Source organism: Oceanimonas baumannii (assembly GCF_002245495.1).
Lineage (GTDB): Bacteria > Pseudomonadota > Gammaproteobacteria > Enterobacterales > Aeromonadaceae > Oceanimonas > Oceanimonas baumannii.
On record NZ_NQJF01000010.1, the window covers coordinates 16,149 to 32,697 of the forward strand.

18 protein-coding genes and 1 tRNA gene are annotated in these 16,549 nt (G+C 58.2%); 3 read left to right on the forward strand and 16 right to left on the reverse strand.

Going from position 1 to position 16,549, the window contains the following annotated elements:
• Positions 1-237: 237 nt before the first annotated feature.
• Entirely contained in the window at positions 238-1,920 is a 1,683-nt protein-coding gene (locus tag B6S09_RS12430) for a methyl-accepting chemotaxis protein (RefSeq protein WP_094278972.1), read from the forward strand.
• 56 nt (positions 1,921-1,976) lie between these two features.
• On the opposite strand, the gene phnP is transcribed toward B6S09_RS12430, so the two are convergent.
• The 14 genes from phnP to B6S09_RS12500 form a co-directional block, all read right to left on the reverse strand.
• Positions 1,977-2,741, reverse strand: coding sequence for a phosphonate metabolism protein PhnP (gene phnP, locus B6S09_RS12435; protein WP_094278821.1), 765 nt, complete (start codon positions 2,739-2,741; stop codon positions 1,977-1,979).
• Complete coding sequence (gene phnN / locus B6S09_RS12440) at positions 2,732-3,298, reverse strand: ribose 1,5-bisphosphokinase (protein WP_094278822.1); 567 nt, start codon at positions 3,296-3,298, stop codon at positions 2,732-2,734. The genes phnP and phnN overlap by 10 nt, the downstream gene beginning before the upstream one ends.
• 16 nt (positions 3,299-3,314) lie before the next feature.
• Entirely contained in the window at positions 3,315-4,451 is a 1,137-nt protein-coding gene (gene phnM, locus B6S09_RS12445; protein WP_094278823.1) for an alpha-D-ribose 1-methylphosphonate 5-triphosphate diphosphatase, read from the reverse strand.
• A 12-nt stretch (positions 4,452-4,463) separates the two neighbouring features.
• Complete coding sequence (gene phnL, locus B6S09_RS12450; protein WP_094278824.1) at positions 4,464-5,174, reverse strand: phosphonate C-P lyase system protein PhnL; 711 nt, start codon at positions 5,172-5,174, stop codon at positions 4,464-4,466.
• A gap of 8 nt (positions 5,175-5,182) precedes the next feature.
• Complete coding sequence (gene phnK, locus B6S09_RS12455) at positions 5,183-6,037, reverse strand: phosphonate C-P lyase system protein PhnK (RefSeq protein WP_341802688.1); 855 nt, start codon at positions 6,035-6,037, stop codon at positions 5,183-5,185.
• Positions 6,034-6,891 carry an alpha-D-ribose 1-methylphosphonate 5-phosphate C-P-lyase PhnJ gene (locus B6S09_RS12460; protein WP_094278825.1) on the reverse strand — a complete coding sequence of 286 codons (858 nt, stop codon included), beginning with the start codon at positions 6,889-6,891 and terminating at the stop codon, positions 6,034-6,036. Before B6S09_RS12460 ends, phnK begins: the two co-directional genes overlap by 4 nt.
• A complete protein-coding gene (locus B6S09_RS12465; protein ID WP_094278826.1) occupies positions 6,888-7,979 on the reverse strand; it encodes a carbon-phosphorus lyase complex subunit in 1,092 nt (363 codons plus the stop codon). Before B6S09_RS12465 ends, B6S09_RS12460 begins: the two co-directional genes overlap by 4 nt.
• A gap of 3 nt (positions 7,980-7,982) precedes the next feature.
• Positions 7,983-8,579, reverse strand: coding sequence for a phosphonate C-P lyase system protein PhnH (gene phnH, locus B6S09_RS12470; protein WP_094278827.1), 597 nt, complete (start codon positions 8,577-8,579; stop codon positions 7,983-7,985).
• On the reverse strand, positions 8,579-9,022 hold the full coding sequence (gene phnG, locus B6S09_RS12475; RefSeq protein ID WP_094278828.1) for a phosphonate C-P lyase system protein PhnG: 444 nt from the start codon (positions 9,020-9,022) through the stop codon (positions 8,579-8,581). Before phnG ends, phnH begins: the two co-directional genes overlap by 1 nt.
• Entirely contained in the window at positions 9,023-9,718 is a 696-nt protein-coding gene (gene phnF, locus B6S09_RS12480) for a phosphonate metabolism transcriptional regulator PhnF (RefSeq protein ID WP_094278829.1), read from the reverse strand.
• Positions 9,719-9,810: 92 nt separating this feature from the next.
• Positions 9,811-10,596, reverse strand: a complete 786-nt coding sequence (gene phnE / locus B6S09_RS12485) for a phosphonate ABC transporter, permease protein PhnE (protein ID WP_094278830.1) — start codon at positions 10,594-10,596, stop codon at positions 9,811-9,813.
• A 51-nt stretch (positions 10,597-10,647) separates the two neighbouring features.
• On the reverse strand, positions 10,648-11,637 hold the full coding sequence (gene phnD / locus B6S09_RS12490; RefSeq protein WP_094278831.1) for a phosphonate ABC transporter substrate-binding protein: 990 nt from the start codon (positions 11,635-11,637) through the stop codon (positions 10,648-10,650).
• On the reverse strand, positions 11,634-12,488 hold the full coding sequence (phnC, locus tag B6S09_RS12495) for a phosphonate ABC transporter ATP-binding protein (protein ID WP_094278832.1): 855 nt from the start codon (positions 12,486-12,488) through the stop codon (positions 11,634-11,636). The genes phnD and phnC overlap by 4 nt, the downstream gene beginning before the upstream one ends.
• A 288-nt stretch (positions 12,489-12,776) precedes the next feature.
• Positions 12,777-13,910 (reverse strand): aminotransferase class V-fold PLP-dependent enzyme, encoded by a 1,134-nt coding sequence (locus tag B6S09_RS12500; RefSeq protein ID WP_094278833.1) that lies wholly within the window; start codon positions 13,908-13,910, stop codon positions 12,777-12,779.
• 281 nt (positions 13,911-14,191) lie between these two features.
• On the opposite strand from B6S09_RS12500, the gene ybcJ reads away from it, so the two are divergent.
• Entirely contained in the window at positions 14,192-14,407 is a 216-nt protein-coding gene (ybcJ, locus tag B6S09_RS12505) for a ribosome-associated protein YbcJ (protein ID WP_094278834.1), read from the forward strand.
• Between the two features lie 157 nt (positions 14,408-14,564).
• Here the strand turns inward: ybcJ and B6S09_RS12510 are convergent.
• Both B6S09_RS12510 and B6S09_RS12515 read right to left on the reverse strand, forming a co-directional pair.
• Positions 14,565-14,641 (reverse strand) — tRNA-Pro (locus tag B6S09_RS12510).
• Between the two features lie 56 nt (positions 14,642-14,697).
• Positions 14,698-15,393 (reverse strand): MOSC domain-containing protein, encoded by a 696-nt coding sequence (locus tag B6S09_RS12515; protein WP_094278835.1) that lies wholly within the window; start codon positions 15,391-15,393, stop codon positions 14,698-14,700.
• 157 nt (positions 15,394-15,550) lie between these two features.
• On the opposite strand from B6S09_RS12515, the gene B6S09_RS12520 reads away from it, so the two are divergent.
• On the forward strand, positions 15,551-16,540 hold the full coding sequence (locus B6S09_RS12520) for a 2-hydroxyacid dehydrogenase (RefSeq protein ID WP_094278836.1): 990 nt from the start codon (positions 15,551-15,553) through the stop codon (positions 16,538-16,540).
• Positions 16,541-16,549 lie beyond the last annotated feature (9 nt).

The following is a 16,549-nucleotide window of genomic DNA, read 5'->3' on the forward strand; positions in this document are numbered from 1 at the left end:
CCGTATCACCGCCGGCACCAGCCCCTGTTTATCAAAGGTTTGACCCAAATCAACGACCAAAAGACTCATTAAGCTACCTTTTGTAGGGTTATGACTGCTATGCTGCTTTAATGGTCGTTCTGACCATCATTAACTCAAATATTAACAAGCACGGGACGCTTTAGCCTGTAGTCTGGAATGATCGTTGCCGGATAGCCAGAGGCTTACAAGCCACCCTCAACCCGCTCGAGGATGGATATGCAATTTTTCAACAACCTCAGCTTGCGTAACAAGCTGATGGTGATGGTCGCTACCCTGTTTATCGGTTTGTTACTGGTGCAGGGCTCAGCCATGGTCGGCCTGCACAACGAACTGCTCAAGGCCCGCAAGGAAAAAGTGAAGGAACAGGTAGAAAGCGCGGTTTCCCTGGTTAATTACTATTACGAACAACGCCAGCAGCTGGGTGACACCCGCAGCCGGGAACTGGCGCTAACGGCCATACGTGCCCTGCGCTACGGCGAAGGTGGCTATATGTGGATCAACGACATGCAGCACCGACTGGTCATGCACCCCCTGAAGCCCGATGAAGAAGGCCGGGACATGAAGCAAATCACCGACGCTGATGGCCAGTATCACTGGCAAGCCATGGTCAGCAAAGTGAGCAGCAGCAGGGCCGGTTTTGTCGACTACACCTATATCGGCCCTCAGTTTGATCGTCCCCAGCAAAAAGTATCCTACGTGCAGGGCTTTGCCCCCTGGGGCTGGGTGATTGGCAGCGGCGTTTACCTGAGCGATGTAAATGCCCTGTTCTGGGAGCAGGCGGGTAAATCGCTGGGGCTGATGGCGCTGATTATTCTGGTTGCACTGGCATTGATCACCGTCATCACCCGCTCCCTCACCTTTTCAGTCACCCGAGTGCAGGAAGTCATCGCCCGCTTTGGCAAAGGAGATCTCCGCGCCCGCACCGGCGCTACCCGTACCGATGAAATCGGACAGCTGTCCCGGGGCGTCGATGACATGGGAGAGCAACTGTGCGCTCTGCTGGCTCAGGTACGTACCGCAGCCACCCTGCTTGATGGAGAGGCCGAAGGCCTGAGCGTCAAAAGCAAACAAACCCGTGCCAGCATGCAAAGCCAGTTCAATGAGGTAGACCAGGTTGCCACCGCCATGAACGAGATGAACGCCACCGTGCATGAAGTGGCTCGCCATGCCAGTGATGCCTCGGCGGCGGCGGAAAAAGCCAACCAGGAAGCCAGCATGGGCCGTGACGACGTGGTACGCAGTATCGACAGCATGCAACAGCTGGCCGACTCGGTGGGTGAAGCGGGTCAGGCCATGCAGGAGCTGGAAAGCCAGACCCGGCAAATTGACTCTGTCGTGGAGGTCATTCGCAATATCTCCGAGCAGACCAACCTGCTGGCGCTCAACGCCGCCATTGAGGCGGCCCGGGCCGGCGAGTCGGGCCGGGGCTTTGCAGTGGTCGCCGACGAAGTACGTTCCCTGGCGATGCGGACTCAGGAATCGACCGGTGAAATCCAGCGCATGATCCAGCAACTGCAAAATCACGCTGGCACCGTGGCCGATCACATGACCAACAGCCAGGAGCAGGCCGCTATCAGCATGGATGTGGTGCGCGCAGCCGGACGGGATCTGGAGCAGATCCTCAACGAGGTGCAGAGCATCAATGACATGAACGCCCAGATCGCCACTGCTTCCGAAGAGCAGTCGGCGGTGGCAGAAGAGATCAACCGCAACCTGATCAACATCAACGAAGGAGCGCAGGAAGCACTGCAGGTGGCGGATCTGATTTCCGGCAGCAGCCAGCGGGTACACCTGTCTTCCAGTCAGCTGATACAACAAATAGCCCGGTTCCGGCTGCAGGAGAATGAAGCCGAATTGCCGGAGAGCGGGATCTCGGCCACCCGTCTGCAACCCGTCTGATCAGCAAGGCCACCGCAAGGTGGCCTTTTTTATCACCCGATGTTAACCACTGGACGTTAATGATCCGGTTCGCCGGGGATTATCACCATATTGTCACGACCCGCCTCCACCCCCGGCGGCAACGAACATACCCGCAACCAGCGGTGAAAATCATGGCCAATATGAGTCAGCACCGTTCTGGCCGGTTTCAGTTGCGCACACAGCGCCATCACCTGATCCAGCCCGTTATGATTGCGCCCCTCGACACCGGGCCCGAAACTGCAGTCCAGCACCAGCACATCCAGTGGCGGCAGAGCCTGCAACAACGCCAGGCTGTGCGGGGGCAGCCCAATGGTATCGGTGAGATAGGCCAGCCGGCGACCATCGTACTCAAACAGATAACCCAGGGTCGGCCGGGAATGAACCAGGTCCAGCGGCGTTATCTGCAGGCCATCAAGCTGAAAGCCACGGCCATGGGCCATTTCCGGCCGAAATGCGAGGCAACCGGGGTGCTTCAGCAGATCGGCACAGCCGTTGGGATCATTCGGACACCACACCGGTATCGGTGCCGCCGGCCCCCAGCGCAGGTGAAACAGTCCCTGCACATGATCCACATGAAAGTGGGTCAGCAAAATACCGCTCAGCGTGCCGGGAGCAAAACGCCGGTGCAGATCCATCAGGCCGGCATCCAGCAGCAACCGGTGCTCTCCCCATTCCAGTAGCGCCGAGCAGGGTGCCCGGCCAAATGGTGGCTCGGCCCGGGCCTGCCGGCAGTCGGTACAATCACAGCCGTAAAGAGGAATGCCACCGGCCGCGCCGGTGCCCAGCAGGGTCAGACGCATAAATGCTCTCCCCGCCGGTACCGTTCGAACTGCTGCAGGGTCTGCTGCAGAGAGCCGGAGTTATCCAGTCGCCAGACCGAGTCCGGCAACCCCTGCCCATGAGCCAAAGCCCGCACCAGCCGCTGCTGGACTTCATCTTCGCTTTCCCGCCCCCTGGCGCGCAGCCGGCTGGCCAGGGTTTCGGCGTCCACCATCACCAGCACCGGTACCAGGCATTCGCCGAAGCGATCCTGAGCCCGGGTCAGGCTCGCCCGGGAGCCATTGACCATCACATCCAGCCCCGATGCCAGCCAGCTGTCGAGCTCACAGCCCAACCCATAGCAATGGCCGTTGGCCTGCCAGTGCAGGGCGAACAGGCCGAGCTCGCAGCGCCGCTGAAACTCAGTCAGGGACAGTTCGACATGATTTTCACCACCGGCAAAGGCAGCCCGGGTGATGTAGCGATGGGCCACCAGCAGTTCGCCCGGCAGCCTAGCCCGCACCAACTGCATAAAACTGTCCTTGCCGGCACCGGATGGCCCCATCACGTAAAACAGTCTGCCAGGCAGCTGGTTCATGCTGCTCCCTCCTTCATCAATATGCCAGTTCACCCCGGCACCAAACCCGGGCCGGAAACACCTGATCATCATACTGCCTGGCCAGCACCAGATCGGCACGCTTGCCTTCTGCCAGTACGCCTCTGTCGGTCAGTCCCAGGCTGTGCGCCGGGTTGCGGGTAGCCAGCCGTACCGTCTCGGCCAGCGCCAGTGCATTGCGCTCATCAAAGGCCAGGCGGAATAACGCTTCAAGCAGGCTCCCCGGATAATAGTCAGATGACAGTACATCCAGCACCCCGAGCGTAGCCAGCTCATGAGCAGCCACATTGCCGGAATGAGAGCCGCCACGCACCACATTGGGCGCACCCATCATCACCATCAGGCCGTGCTGATGAGACGCCCGGGCCGCCTCTATCGTGGTCGGAAACTCGGCAAGCACCATGCCCAGCTCATGCGACTCCTGTACATGGGCCTGGGTAGCATCATCGTGACTGGCCAGGGACACGCCCCGTTCCCGGCACTGACGGGCAATTTCATTGCGGTTGGGGGCAGACCAGCGCGCCGACAACGCCAGCTGGTGCTGTTCGAACTCATTCATCTGCCGATCATCGAGCCGGTATTTACCCTGATAGTATTCCCGGTATTTTACCGGGTTCACGAACTGGCGCTGGCCAGGGGAGTGATCCATCAGTGACACCAGTTGCACTTCCGGCAGCCCGGAATAGTGTTCAAACAGCGGCACCGTGGTCTCGTGGGGCAACTCGCAGCGCAGGTGAAGCAGGTGCTGAGCCCGGTTCAGGCCACGGCGCTCGCTGTCCACCACGGTATGGATCATGCGATCCAGGTTGTCCCGGCGAGTTCCGCCGTCACGTTCATCGCCAATCGCCACCGCATCCAGTACCGTGGTGATGCCGGCCGCCACAACCTGGGCATCGTGCGCACGCATGGCCGGCAACGCCGGCCAGTTCACCTTAGGCCGGGGCGTAAAGTGCTTGTCCAGGTTGTCGGTATGCAGTTCCACCAGACCAGGTAACAACCACCCGCCCTCGCCGTCAATGGCACCGGGCTGCTGGCTGGGGCTGTCAGCCATGGCACGAATAACGCCGCCATGAACCTCCAGCGAGCCGTTGACCACCTCGTTTTCCAGCACCAGATTCACATTGGTAATAATCATGCTTTCGCTCCCTTAATGCATTACCGGCCGGCCGTCGACACGGGACTGAATATCATAAAGACGGTCTGCCACCTGCTCGCGTACATCCTCGTCGTGAAAAATACCGACAATGGCGGCGCCCCGGGCCTTGGCTTCGTGGATTAACTCCACTACCACCGCCCGGTTGGCGGCATCGAGAGAAGCAGTCGGCTCATCCAGCAGCAACACCGGGTAGTCTGCGATAAACCCCCGGGCGATATTCACCCGCTGCTGCTCGCCGCCGGAAAAAGTCGCCGGTGCCAGCTGCCACAGATGTTCCGGCACATTGAGCCGGGTCAGCAGGTGCTCGGCCCTCTGCTTGGCTTCGGCCCGGTCACCGCCCTGCTCGATCATCGGTTGCATCACTACCTCCAGAGCGCTGATGCGGGGGATCACCCGCAAAAACTGGCTGACCCAACCAATGGTCTGACGTCGCACGTTCACCAGGTCGCGGGGGCTGGCCTGAGTCATGTCCAGCCATTGTTCCTGATGCCTTACCTCGATCTGCCCCGAATCGGTGAGGTAATTGCCATACAGGGTACGCAGTAATGTGGATTTGCCACTGCCGGAGCGGCCATGCAGCACCACGCATTCTCCCGCTGCCACATTCAAGGAAGCACCGGACAGCACCGGCAGGCGAATGCCATTCTGGTTGTGCAGCACAAAGGTCTTGTGAACATCGGAAACTTTCAGTGCAAAGGTCATGACGGCTCCTAGCTTTGCAATACGGAAGACACGAGTAACTGGGTATAGGGGTGCTGGGGATCGTCCAGCACCTGATCGGTCAGCCCGGTTTCCACCACCCGGCTCTGCTTCATCACCATCAACCGGTGCGACAACAGCCGGGCCACCGCCAGATCGTGGGTCACGATAATCACCGCCAGGCCCAGCTCAGACACCAGACGGCGCAGCAGATCCAGCAAACGGGCCTGCACCGACACATCCAGGCCACCGGTGGGCTCGTCCATAAAGATCAGCCTGGGGTGAGTCACCAGATTGCGAGCAATCTGCAGCCGCTGCTGCATGCCGCCGGAAAAGGTTATCGGCATGTCGTCGATACGATCGGCGGGAATTTCCACATCCTGCAGCCATTGCAGCGCCTGTTCGCGAATGTTGCCATAATGGCGCTGGCCCACTGCCATCAGCCGTTCGCCGATGTTACCGCCGGCCGACACCCGCGGCCGCAGGCCGTCGAGGGGATGCTGATGCACCACGCCCCAGTCGGTGCGCAGCAACTGCCGACGCTGACTTTCAGCCATCTGGTACAGGCTCACAACCTGCTCCAGCTGGCTGCCGGCACTGCCGCGCAGGTACAGCACTTCACCGTCGTCCGGCGCCAGCCGGCCGGAAATGGCACTCAACAAGGTGCTCTTGCCCGAACCGGATTCTCCGACAATGCCCAGCACCTCTCCGGGATAGAGATCAAAGGACACCTCGGCAAAGCCCTTGCCCGGGGCATACAGTTTGGTCAGGTTGCGGACCGACAGCAGCGCCTGCTCCGGCAGCCGGACGGTGGTCTCTCGCGGTGTCATCTGGGGTTCTCCCGTCATGGATATATGTTGGTTCATGCCTGCTGCTCCAGCTGCTGACGGCAGTAGTCGGTATCGGAACAGATAAAGACCCGGCTGCCCTGGTCGTCGGTCACCACTTCATCAAGGAAGCTGTCAGTAGCGCCGCAGATATCACAGGGTTCGTCCCACTGCTGCACTTCAAACGGGTGGTCCTCAAAGTCCAGACTAGTGACCCGGGTGTAGGGGGGAATGGCGTAGATACGTTTTTCCCGGCCAGCGCCAAACAGCTGCAGGGCCGGCATCATGTCCATTTTGGGGTTATCGAACTTGGGGATCGGCGAGGGATCCATGATGTAACGCTCATTAACCCGCACCGGATAGGCGTAGGCGGTGGCAATCTGGCCGTAACGGGCGATATCCTCGTACAGCTTGACGTGCATGATGCCGTACTCCTCCAGGGCGTGCATCTTGCGGGTCTCGGTTTCCCGCGGCTCGATAAAACGCAGCGGCTCCGGGATCGGCACCTGATACACCAGAATCTGCCCCGGCTGCAGCGCCGTTTCGGGAATGCGGTGACGGGTCTGGATCAGGCTGGCCTCGGTGGTCACTTCGGTGGTGTCCACTTCGGCTACCTTCTGGAAGAAAGCGCGGATGGATACCGCATTGGTGGTGTCGTCGGCACCCTGGTCGATCACCTTGAGGATGTCGTCCTGGCCGACCAGCGCCGCAGTCAGCTGCACCCCGCCGGTGCCCCAGCCATAAGGCATGGGCATTTCACGGCCGCCAAAGGGTACCTGGTAACCGGGAATGGCCACCGCCTTGAGCAGCGCTCGCCGGATCATGCGTTTGGTCTGTTCATCCAGGTAGGCGTAGTTGTAGCCCTGGTGCTGAATGTCGTGCTGAGTGTTCATGCCTGCTTCTCCTGCTCGTCATGGGCCTGTTCATGTTCCCTGCGCATGCGGCGCAGCAGTTCCAGTTCAGCCTGAAAATCGACGTAATGAGGCAGCTTGAGGTGCGATACAAAGCCCGCCGCTTCCACGTTGTCGGCATGGGCCAGTACAAATTCCTCGTCCTGGGCCGGACCAGCCACCTGCTCGTCGTACTCCGGGGCCTGCAGCGCCCGATCCACCAGCGCCATCGACATAGCCTTGCGCTCGCCAAAACCAAAGGTGAGGCCATAGCCACGGGTAAAGGCCGGCTTTTGCTGCTTGTCACCGACAAAGCCGTTGATCATCTGACACTCGGTCAGCTCGATGTCGCCGATCTCGATGGCAAAGCCCAGCTCCTCGGGCACCAGCTCCAGGGTGACCTCGCCGGAACGGATTTCACCGGCAAAAGGGTGATTGCGGCCGTAACCGCGCTGGGTGGAATAGCCCAATGCCAGCAAAAAGCCCTCATCGCCGCGCACCAGCTGCTGCAGCCGGGCCGAACGCTCACAAGGGAAGGTCACCGGAGACATGGTGACATCGGCAGGCTCGCCGCCGCCACCATCACGCTCCTCCACCAGCAGCTCCAGCCGCTCCAGCATGACCGACACCTGGGGACAGGACTCAGATTCGGTTACCACCGGAGTCGGGCCGGCATGTTCGCCTTCGGCCAGCAGGGCAAAGTCCAGCAAGCGATGGGTATAGTCGTAGGTAGGGCCCAGCACCTGACCACCGGGCAAATCCTTGTAAGTGGCCGAAATGCGGCGCTCAATGCGCATCCTGGCGGTATCCACCGGCTCGGTGACCGCCAGCCGCGGCAACGTGGTGCGGTAGGCGCGCAGCAGGAAAATAGCTTCTACCAGATCGCCACCGGCCTGTTTTACCGCCAGTGCCGCCAGCTCCTTGTCATAAATGCCGCCTTCGGTCATCACCCGATCCACGGCTCCGGCCAGTTGCTGCTCCACCTGGACCACACTGAGTTCGGGCTGAGTGGTATCACCGCGGCGTTTCTGCGCCTGCAACTGATGTGCGGCGGCAATGGCTTTTTCACCACCCTTAACTGCTACATACATGGGTTACACCTCTACTCGGGTAGAACGGGGAATCGCGATCAGCTCGCGCTCACAGACCAGCACCAGATCCACGCCCAGGGGCGAAGACAGATCACGCGCACTGAGCCAACACACCAGGGCCGACGGCAGGTTGCCCAGCTGCACGGAACGCTCGCTGGCAATACCGGGGCCCGACAGCACCGCCACCACACCCTGGTCGAGGGAGTCGGTTTCGATCACCAGGGTCGCACCCTGATCCGGATATTCCTCGGTACCGACCGGCAGTGATGGCAGTAAAGCCCCGATACTGTCCAGATCAGCTCGGGCCAACACCGCGAAGTCAGCCTGGGCCGGCTCACTCACCAGCGGGGCCGCCACATGAAAACGCAGGTTGTCGAGGGTGTCCTGGTCCGTCTGCAGGCTGGCAGACAGCCACAACCGGGTCTGGTGATCAGCTAGGGTCAGCAGCACCTGCACGGCACCTGCACCCAGGGTGCCAAAGGCACCGGCGCGATCCAGCTCGACTCGGGTGCCCGGCTCTGACATGGCAGTCAGCAGACGGCGGAAACAGGTCTGGCTGTCGTGAACGGCATCGGCAAACGCCTTGGTAATAGCGGTCATCAGTCTTCTCCCCGCACCATGGTAAAAAAGTCCACTTTGCTGGCCGCCACTTCCCGGCGGCGCAGCTCCTCCTGCTCGGCCTTGTGCGCAGCCAGCGGCGTAATCAGCTCCCGGGTCAGCCGCTCACCGACCTCTGGGCTCAGCATCAGACCGTCGATCACCGCGGCCAGCTCAGCGTGAGCCTTGTTGCGGCCAGCCACATAGCTATAGCCAAGCTCGCCACCGGCCAGCCGGATCACGGCCCGGGTGATGGTAATGTCACCCAGGTTGAACTGGCTGCCGGTGGCCCCCATACGCGCTCGTACCTGGGCCAGGCCCACTTCCGGTGCCCGGATCAGTTCATAGTCGGGTGCCAGGGCCAGTCCCTGCCAGCGAGACTCCAGCTCGCGCCAGGATGCGCGCGCCAGCACCGACATCCACTGCTTGCGTTGTGCTGTATTCATTTAATGCTCCACGACATATTCAATTAAATCGGCACGGGCCGAACTGACGGAATACTCCGCAATACGATTCGAGCCCTTTAACTGGTTCCGGGTTTTTATTCTCATCACCGGAACCGACTTATTAATTTGCAATAACCGGCATTCTTCATTGGAAGGCGCCCTCGCTCCCAGCCGGGTGGATTCCCTTTTTAATTCCACCGACAGCGCCCGTTTTAAAAAACCATGCAGGGAGCCCTGTTGAAAATGCTTTATTGCCGGCCACCATTGTGGGTCACTCAGGTAATGATTAATCACACAGCGGGGAATTCCCTCCATGTGCCGCAATGTCTGCAGCTGAATAATCTTTTGCTCCGGCTCTATTCCTAGTTCCCTTGCCAGTTTGTCACTGGCCGTAACCAGCCGGGAACAAATGACCTGGCTGCTGGGCAGTGAACCCTGTTCCAGCAGGCAGCCGGTGAAATGCGCACCTTCATGCAGGCGGTACTGTTGGGGCTGACGCAACACCATGTTGCCCTTGCCCTGATGACGCTGGACCAGTCCATTGGCCACCAGCTCGTCAATGGCTCGCCTGACCGTGTGCCGGTTTACCCCGAAGCGTTCGGCCAGCCGGGCTTCCGGCGGCAAGTAATCTCCCGGGCTGAAATAATCCCGAATATCCATTTCCAGCTGCCGGCTGATCGTCAGATACACCTTCATTACACCCCTCCGACTGGTTAAACGCTTTTGGTCGAGGAAATAACGCCCTCACTTTCCCTTGCCACTTGTCTAGACAAGTGGGGGCAAATTAATCAGATATATTTCTTGCGAATAAACTGGGATGCAAAATCAAGCAGGCTGACGGTAACAATGACCACTATCATAATGGCGGCCGTCTGCTCAAACTGAAAACTGCGAATGGCTTCCCACAGTAATACGCCTACCCCACCGGCACCCACCATGCCCACAACGGTGGCGGAACGGACATTGGACTCAAAACGATAGAGTGAGTAGGAGATCCACAGCGGCATCACCTGAGGCAGCACGCCATAAATGATTTCCTCCAGCTTGCCGGCACCGGTGGCCCGCACGCCTTCAATGGGGCCGGGTTCAATGGCTTCCACCGCCTCGGAAAACAGCTTCGACAACACCCCGGTGGTATGCACGAATAACGCCAGCACACCGGCAAAGGGTCCCAGACCGACCGCCACCACAAACAACATGGCAAACACCATTTCATTGATGGCGCGGGCCGCATCCATCAGCCGGCGCATTGGCTGACATACCCACTGGGGAAACAGGTTTTCGGCACATAACAGACCAAATGGCACCGACAACACAATGGCCAGCAGCGTGCCCCAGAGTGCCACCTGCAGGGTGACCACCGTCTCTTTCAGATACAGTTGCCAGTGAGTGAAATCGGGCGGGAAAAAGCCGGAGGCCAGTTCGGCCATATTGCCTGCATCCCGCACCAGCACGGCGGGGTTCATTTCCGCGCCCTGCCAGGCCCAGGCCAGCACCAGTGCCAGCAGTATCCATTTAACCCATTGCCACAGGCGCAAGGCCGGGCCGGGCTGCATTACAACATCTGTATTCATGTTCATCTCCGATGGGCATTCAAGGCCGGTATAACCGGCCTTGGCCGGAACTTAATTGGTCATGGCATCCAGTGCTGACATCTGGCGGTTCAGTGCGGCCAGCTGTTGCTTTATCTGGGCAATTTCATTGGCATCGGCGTTATTGTTTTCCCGCTCTTTTAAGTCCTTGAACAACTGCAGTTGGCGAATGGGCAAGAGTTGCAAGTTGCTGGATGCCTTAAAGCCATCCCAGTCCAGTGCCGCCAGGATTTCTTTTTGCTCAGGGCTGGCAGACTGGCTGTAGTTCATAAAGAAGTCATACACCATCTGCTTGGTGGCCTCCGGCAGGTTTTCGCGCCAGACGATGGGATCGGCCGGGATCAGAGGTGATTTCCACAGCACCTTGATATTTTTGGCTTTTTCCGGCTCACGGGCGGCAAAGCGGGCCAGACTTTCAGTGTTGTTGGTGGCCACATCTACCTGCTTGTTAAGCACGGCGAACAGGTTGACTTCATGGCTGGAGTTCAGCGTCCGCTTGAACTCCTGGGAGGAAACGTCTTTCTGGGCAAACACGTAGTAGGAAGGCACCAGGAAACCGGAAGTAGAGTTGGGATCGCCGTTGCCAAATATCAGTTCCTTGCGTTGTGCCAGCACATCATCAACGGAAGCCAGCTCACTGTCTTTATGGGCAATCAGCAGGCTCCAGTAACCGGGCTGACCATCCGCACTGACGGTCTGGGCAAAGATTTCCCCGCCGGCACGGTCTACTGCTTCCATGGCCGACTTGTTGCCCAGCCAGGCGATGTCGACCTTGTCAAAACGCATGCCCTGAATAATGCCGGCGTAATCGGGGGCGAAGAAGGCTTCTACCTCGATTCCCAGTTGCTTTTCCATATCAGCCAGAAAGGGCTCCCAACTCTGCTTGAGGTTCTGCTGAGACTCGGTAGAAATAATGCCGAAGTTAATGGTCGACAGTGCTTGCTCATCAGCAACTACCGACGTAGTCACGGCGGCACTCAGCAAAGCAGCACCACCCACGAATTTTTTCAGTGTATGCATCATGACAGTTGTCCTTGGATTGAACCGGTTACAAAGGAAAGTGCTGGAGTCCGGGGGCTGGCAGCTGCCGCTCCCGTCAAAGAAGAAAGCGGTTGCGAACGGGCATAAAGGGCGCTCAGCGCCTCTGGGGTAATGTCTTCTGCCGTCCCCTGATAGAAAATTTCGCCTTCACGCAGGGCAACCAGCTGCTGACAGTATTTCAGCGCGTAATCCACCTGGTGCAGGGTGACCACCACGGGAATGCCTTCATGCTGATTGATATCACGCAGCAGTTCCATGACGGTGCGGGCCGACTCAGGATCAAGCGACGCTATGGGTTCATCGGCAAAAATGATACGTGCCTGCTGCATCAGCGAGCGCGCAATCGCCACTCGCTGTTGCTGGCCGCCGGACAGGGTGGATACCCGTTGCCCGGCAAAGGCTGCCATGCCTACCCGCTCCAGTGCCTGCATCGCCTGCTGGCGCTGTGCCTGGGTAAAACGGCCGGTCAGGGTGCGCCAACGTGCAGTGCTGCCCAGCGCACCGATCAGCACATTGGTCAGTACACTCAGGCGGTTAACCAGGTTGAACTGCTGAAAAATATAACCGGCACGAGCCCGGCAGCAGCGTACGCCGGATGCCGGGCGGCCACGGGCCTGTACCAGTTCGCCCATCACGCGAATTTCGGTGCCGTCCTGCTTGTCGGACAGCGCCAGCCCGCTCAGATGGCGCAGCAGAGTGGATTTACCCGAGCCGGAAGGGCCCAGCAGCGCGGTGATCCCGGAATGAGCGATGTCCAGACTGATGTTTTTCAGCGCTTTCTTGTTGTCAAAGGTCTTGTTCAGACTCCTGACTTCAATGATGTTGTTGTTCATAGCCAGCGGCCTCACGTTGAATACGCGAGCCATGGTGCTGAGCAAAGATGACGTTTTTATTGAAGAATTAAGTCAGCCGGAAGACAGCAGAGAACTGGTTCAGTCCAGTGTTGATGACTAACCAGCTGTTATTGAAAGGATTAAAAATTTAACGCGGAATAAGGCTGGCACTTGTCTAGCGGGAAGATTAAACAAAGTTTCATACTGATTATTTCCGCCGGCCGGCGTGAACAAAAAATAAGGCCGCCCCGAAAGGCGGCCTGGCATCTTTTACAGGGTGCTGACGGTTCAGCCTTTCAGCACCTGATCCAGCGCAGCTTCAAAGGTAGCAACCGTACGGTCCACATTCTGCAGTTTGTCGAGGCCAAACAGACCCAGGCGGAAAGTCTGGAAATCAGCAGGTTCGTCACAGGCCAGCGGCACACCGGCGGCGATTTGCAGGCCTTCGGCGGCAAACTTACTGCCACTCTTGATGCCGGCGTCGTCGGTATAGCACACCACCACGCCCGGGGCGGCAAAGCCGTCGGCGGCCACGCTCTTGATGCCCCGCGCCGCCAGTGCCGCACGCACCCGATCGCCCAGTTCCTGCTGACGCTGCTTCAGCAGCTCAAAGCCTGTTTTCCGGCTTTCCATAATGGTATCGCGGAATGCGGTCAGGGCATCGGTGGGCATGGTAGCGTGATAGGCATGCCCACCCTGCTCGTAGGTTTCCATGATTTGCAGCCACTTTTTAAGATCAATGGCAAAGCTGCTGCTTTCGGTACCGTCGATACGCTCACGCGCCTGTTTGCTCAGCATCACCAGACCACAGCAGGGAGAGCTGCTCCAGCCCTTTTGCGGTGCACTCAGCAAAATATCGACTCCACAGGCTTCCATATCCACCCAAGTGGTGCCGGATGCAATGCAGTCGATCACCAGCAGTCCACCCACCTCATGCACGGCATCGGCCATGGCACGGATATAGTCGTCGGGCAAGATCATGCCGGCGGCGGTTTCTACATGGGCGGCAAACACCAGATCGGGCTTCTGCTCGCGAATGGCTGCCACCACCTCTTCAATCGGTGCCGGAGCCATGGCAGCCTGAGGGCCCGATTCAATGGTGCGGGCCTTAAGCACGGTTTCAGAGGCCGGAATCTTGCCAGCTTCAAAGATCTGGCTCCAGCGATAACTGAACCAGCCGTTACGCACCACCAGGCAGTGTTTGTCGGTAGCAAACTGACGGGCCACGGCTTCCATACCAAAGGTACCACTGCCGGGCACGATCACCGCAGAGTGGGCGTGATAAAGCTCTTTCAGGCTGGCGGAAATGTCCTTCATTACCTGCTGAAAACGCGCGGACATGTGGTTGAGCGCGCGGTCGGTATAAACCACGGAGTATTCCAGCAAACCATCGGGGTCGATATTGGGCAGTAATCCGGACATAATCACCTCTTAATAACGTAACTGATACTGAAGACAGGGAAGCAAACACACCACCAGGCAGTGCCACACTCTGCATGATATCCCCTTCCTTCAGGAAGCCAGAGACAGATCATGAGTGAGCAAAGCGCAGCGGACGGTGCAGCCTGAACCATTTATCATGCCCTGCCGATGGTAAAACAGCAAAAAAACAATCAATAAAACCAAAAGTTAAGCAAAAATGTAAAAGTTAAAACTATTTTTCATCAATCTGACAAACCACATCACCATTCAAGAGAACGTTTATGAGCGAAACATTCAGCCTGGAAGGCAACGACTTTATCCCTCTGTGTAACCTGCTGAAAGTGCTGGGCTGGTGCGACTCGGGTGCGATGGCCAAGACAGTCATCGATGACGGTGCCGTCACCGTCAACGGCCAGGTAGAGGTACGCAAACGTTGCAAAATAGTGGCCGGGCAGGAAGTTCGCTTCAACGGTCAGACGGTGACCGTCAGCGAGTAACCACCCAAAGGGGCCGAACGGTCCCTTTTACATAAAGAAGAATGACGACAGCACCTGGGGCGTAATAGCCAAACAGACTAAGAGGATGTTGTCGTGGACGAAGCCATATCCTGAAAACAGAAAAGCCCCGCATTACTGCGGGGCTTTTCTGAGAAGCTGGTCGGCATGAGAGGATTCGAACCTCCGACCCCTTCGTCCCGAACGAAGTGCGCTACCAGGCTGCGCTACATGCCGTTAACGGGGCGAGAATGTACCGAAACACTACCCGCCTTGCAAGCCCTTTTTTATCTTTAACCCGCTTTCGGGCCCAATAATCGCCTGCTCCAGTCATCCACCTGGCCGGCGGCAAGATAATCTGCCGCTTTTTTACGCCAGTTGGGGGATAATTGTTCAAGAGCGGCCAGCTCACGCAGCCCCTCGGCATCAAAGCCACGATTGAACACAATATCGCCGGCTCGCTTTACCGACATGTCCGGGCAGGGCCGAATCACCAGTTCAAGGGAGGCGGAGGGGGTCACCCTGCCCTCTTCCAGCACCCGCAGCAGCCACCCGGTGCGGCCATTGGCTTGCATCAGTACGGAAAAAAAATCGTGGCCGAAACGGGCATTGAGCTTGTAGCAAGGCGAACGGGGCTGGCTGATCTGCACCAGGGCCTCACCCAGCCGGAACACATCACCAATACAGGCAGTTTCCTCGGTGAGCCCAGTGCCGGACAGGTTTTCACCAAAGGCTCCCGGAATCAGGCAGGGACTGTATTCCCTCAGCCCCATGCCTTCAAACCACTGTTGCCATACCGGATAGTGCTCGGCCGGGTAATAGTGCAGTGCCCGCTCCGGGCCGCCATGAAAACGGGTGGAAACCTGCGCGTCCCCTTCCAGCCCGACATGGCTGCAAAACAGAGCTTGGCTAACGGGGCGCTTGTCGATGGCGCTGTCAATAACCGGTGTCAGCGGCTTCGCCTTTCCGGTGAGCAGAGTGACTTGCATAAGAGCCCGAAACGGTTAAAAAAGATGCCATATAAAAACACCTTTTCCAGCCCCGGGCAAGCGCCCGACTTATGTCTGCAGAACCACGCCAGAGCTTGAAAAAGGTACGCACAGCGTTCAATAATTTTGATATATCCGGGCAAACGGAGCCGCCTTTATGAACATTGCCTTTTTCAGCAACCGCCCCTACATGCAAGCGCACTTTAGTGAGGAAAATCGCCACCACGGCTTTAATATCACCTGGTTCGACGCAGCCCTGAATAGTAAAACAGCGGTGCTTGGCCATGGCTTCGACGCAGTGTGCGTGTTTGTCAACGATCACCTGGATGCAGAGGTTGTTCATAAGCTGGCTAAGGGCGGTGTCAGATATATTGCACTGCGCTGCGCTGGCTATAACAACGTGGATTGGCAGGCCGCCACCAAGGCCGGCATGGCAGTAGTAAGAGTACCGGCCTACTCCCCTGAAGCCGTGGCTGAACACTCGGTCGGTCTGATGCTGACCCTCAACCGCCATATTCACAAAGCATATCAGCGCACCCGGGATGCCAATTTTTCTCTTAACGGCATGGTGGGATTCAATATGCACGGAAAAACCGCCGGCATTATTGGTGCCGGGAAAATCGGACTGGCGACCCTGCGTATTCTCAAGGGGCTTGGCATGCGCCTGCTGGTACACGATCCGGTTCAGGATGAAGAAGCACAGGCCATGGGTGCCAGTTATGTAGCCCTCGACCGTTTGTTTGCCGAATCAGACGTGATCAGCCTGCATTGCCCGCTCACCTCTGACAACCACCACCTGCTTAATCGCCACAGCTTTGCCAGAATGAAAGACGGGGTCATGATCATCAATACCAGCCGGGGAGGCCTGCTTAACGCACGGGATGCCATCGATGCCATCAACAGTGGAAAAATTGGCCATCTGGGACTGGACGTGTACGAAGAAGAGGAACATTTATTTTTTGAAGACAAGTCCTGTCAGATCATACAAGACGAGACCTTCCACTTGCTCTCAGCCTATCCTAACGTCATTCTCACCGGGCACCAGGCCTTTCTGACGAATGAAGCGCTATCCGCCATTGCCCGGGTAACCCTCGACAATTTGCAATGTCTCGCCGATAGTCTGCCCTGTAATAACAAGATTAACTAAGGAGCATGT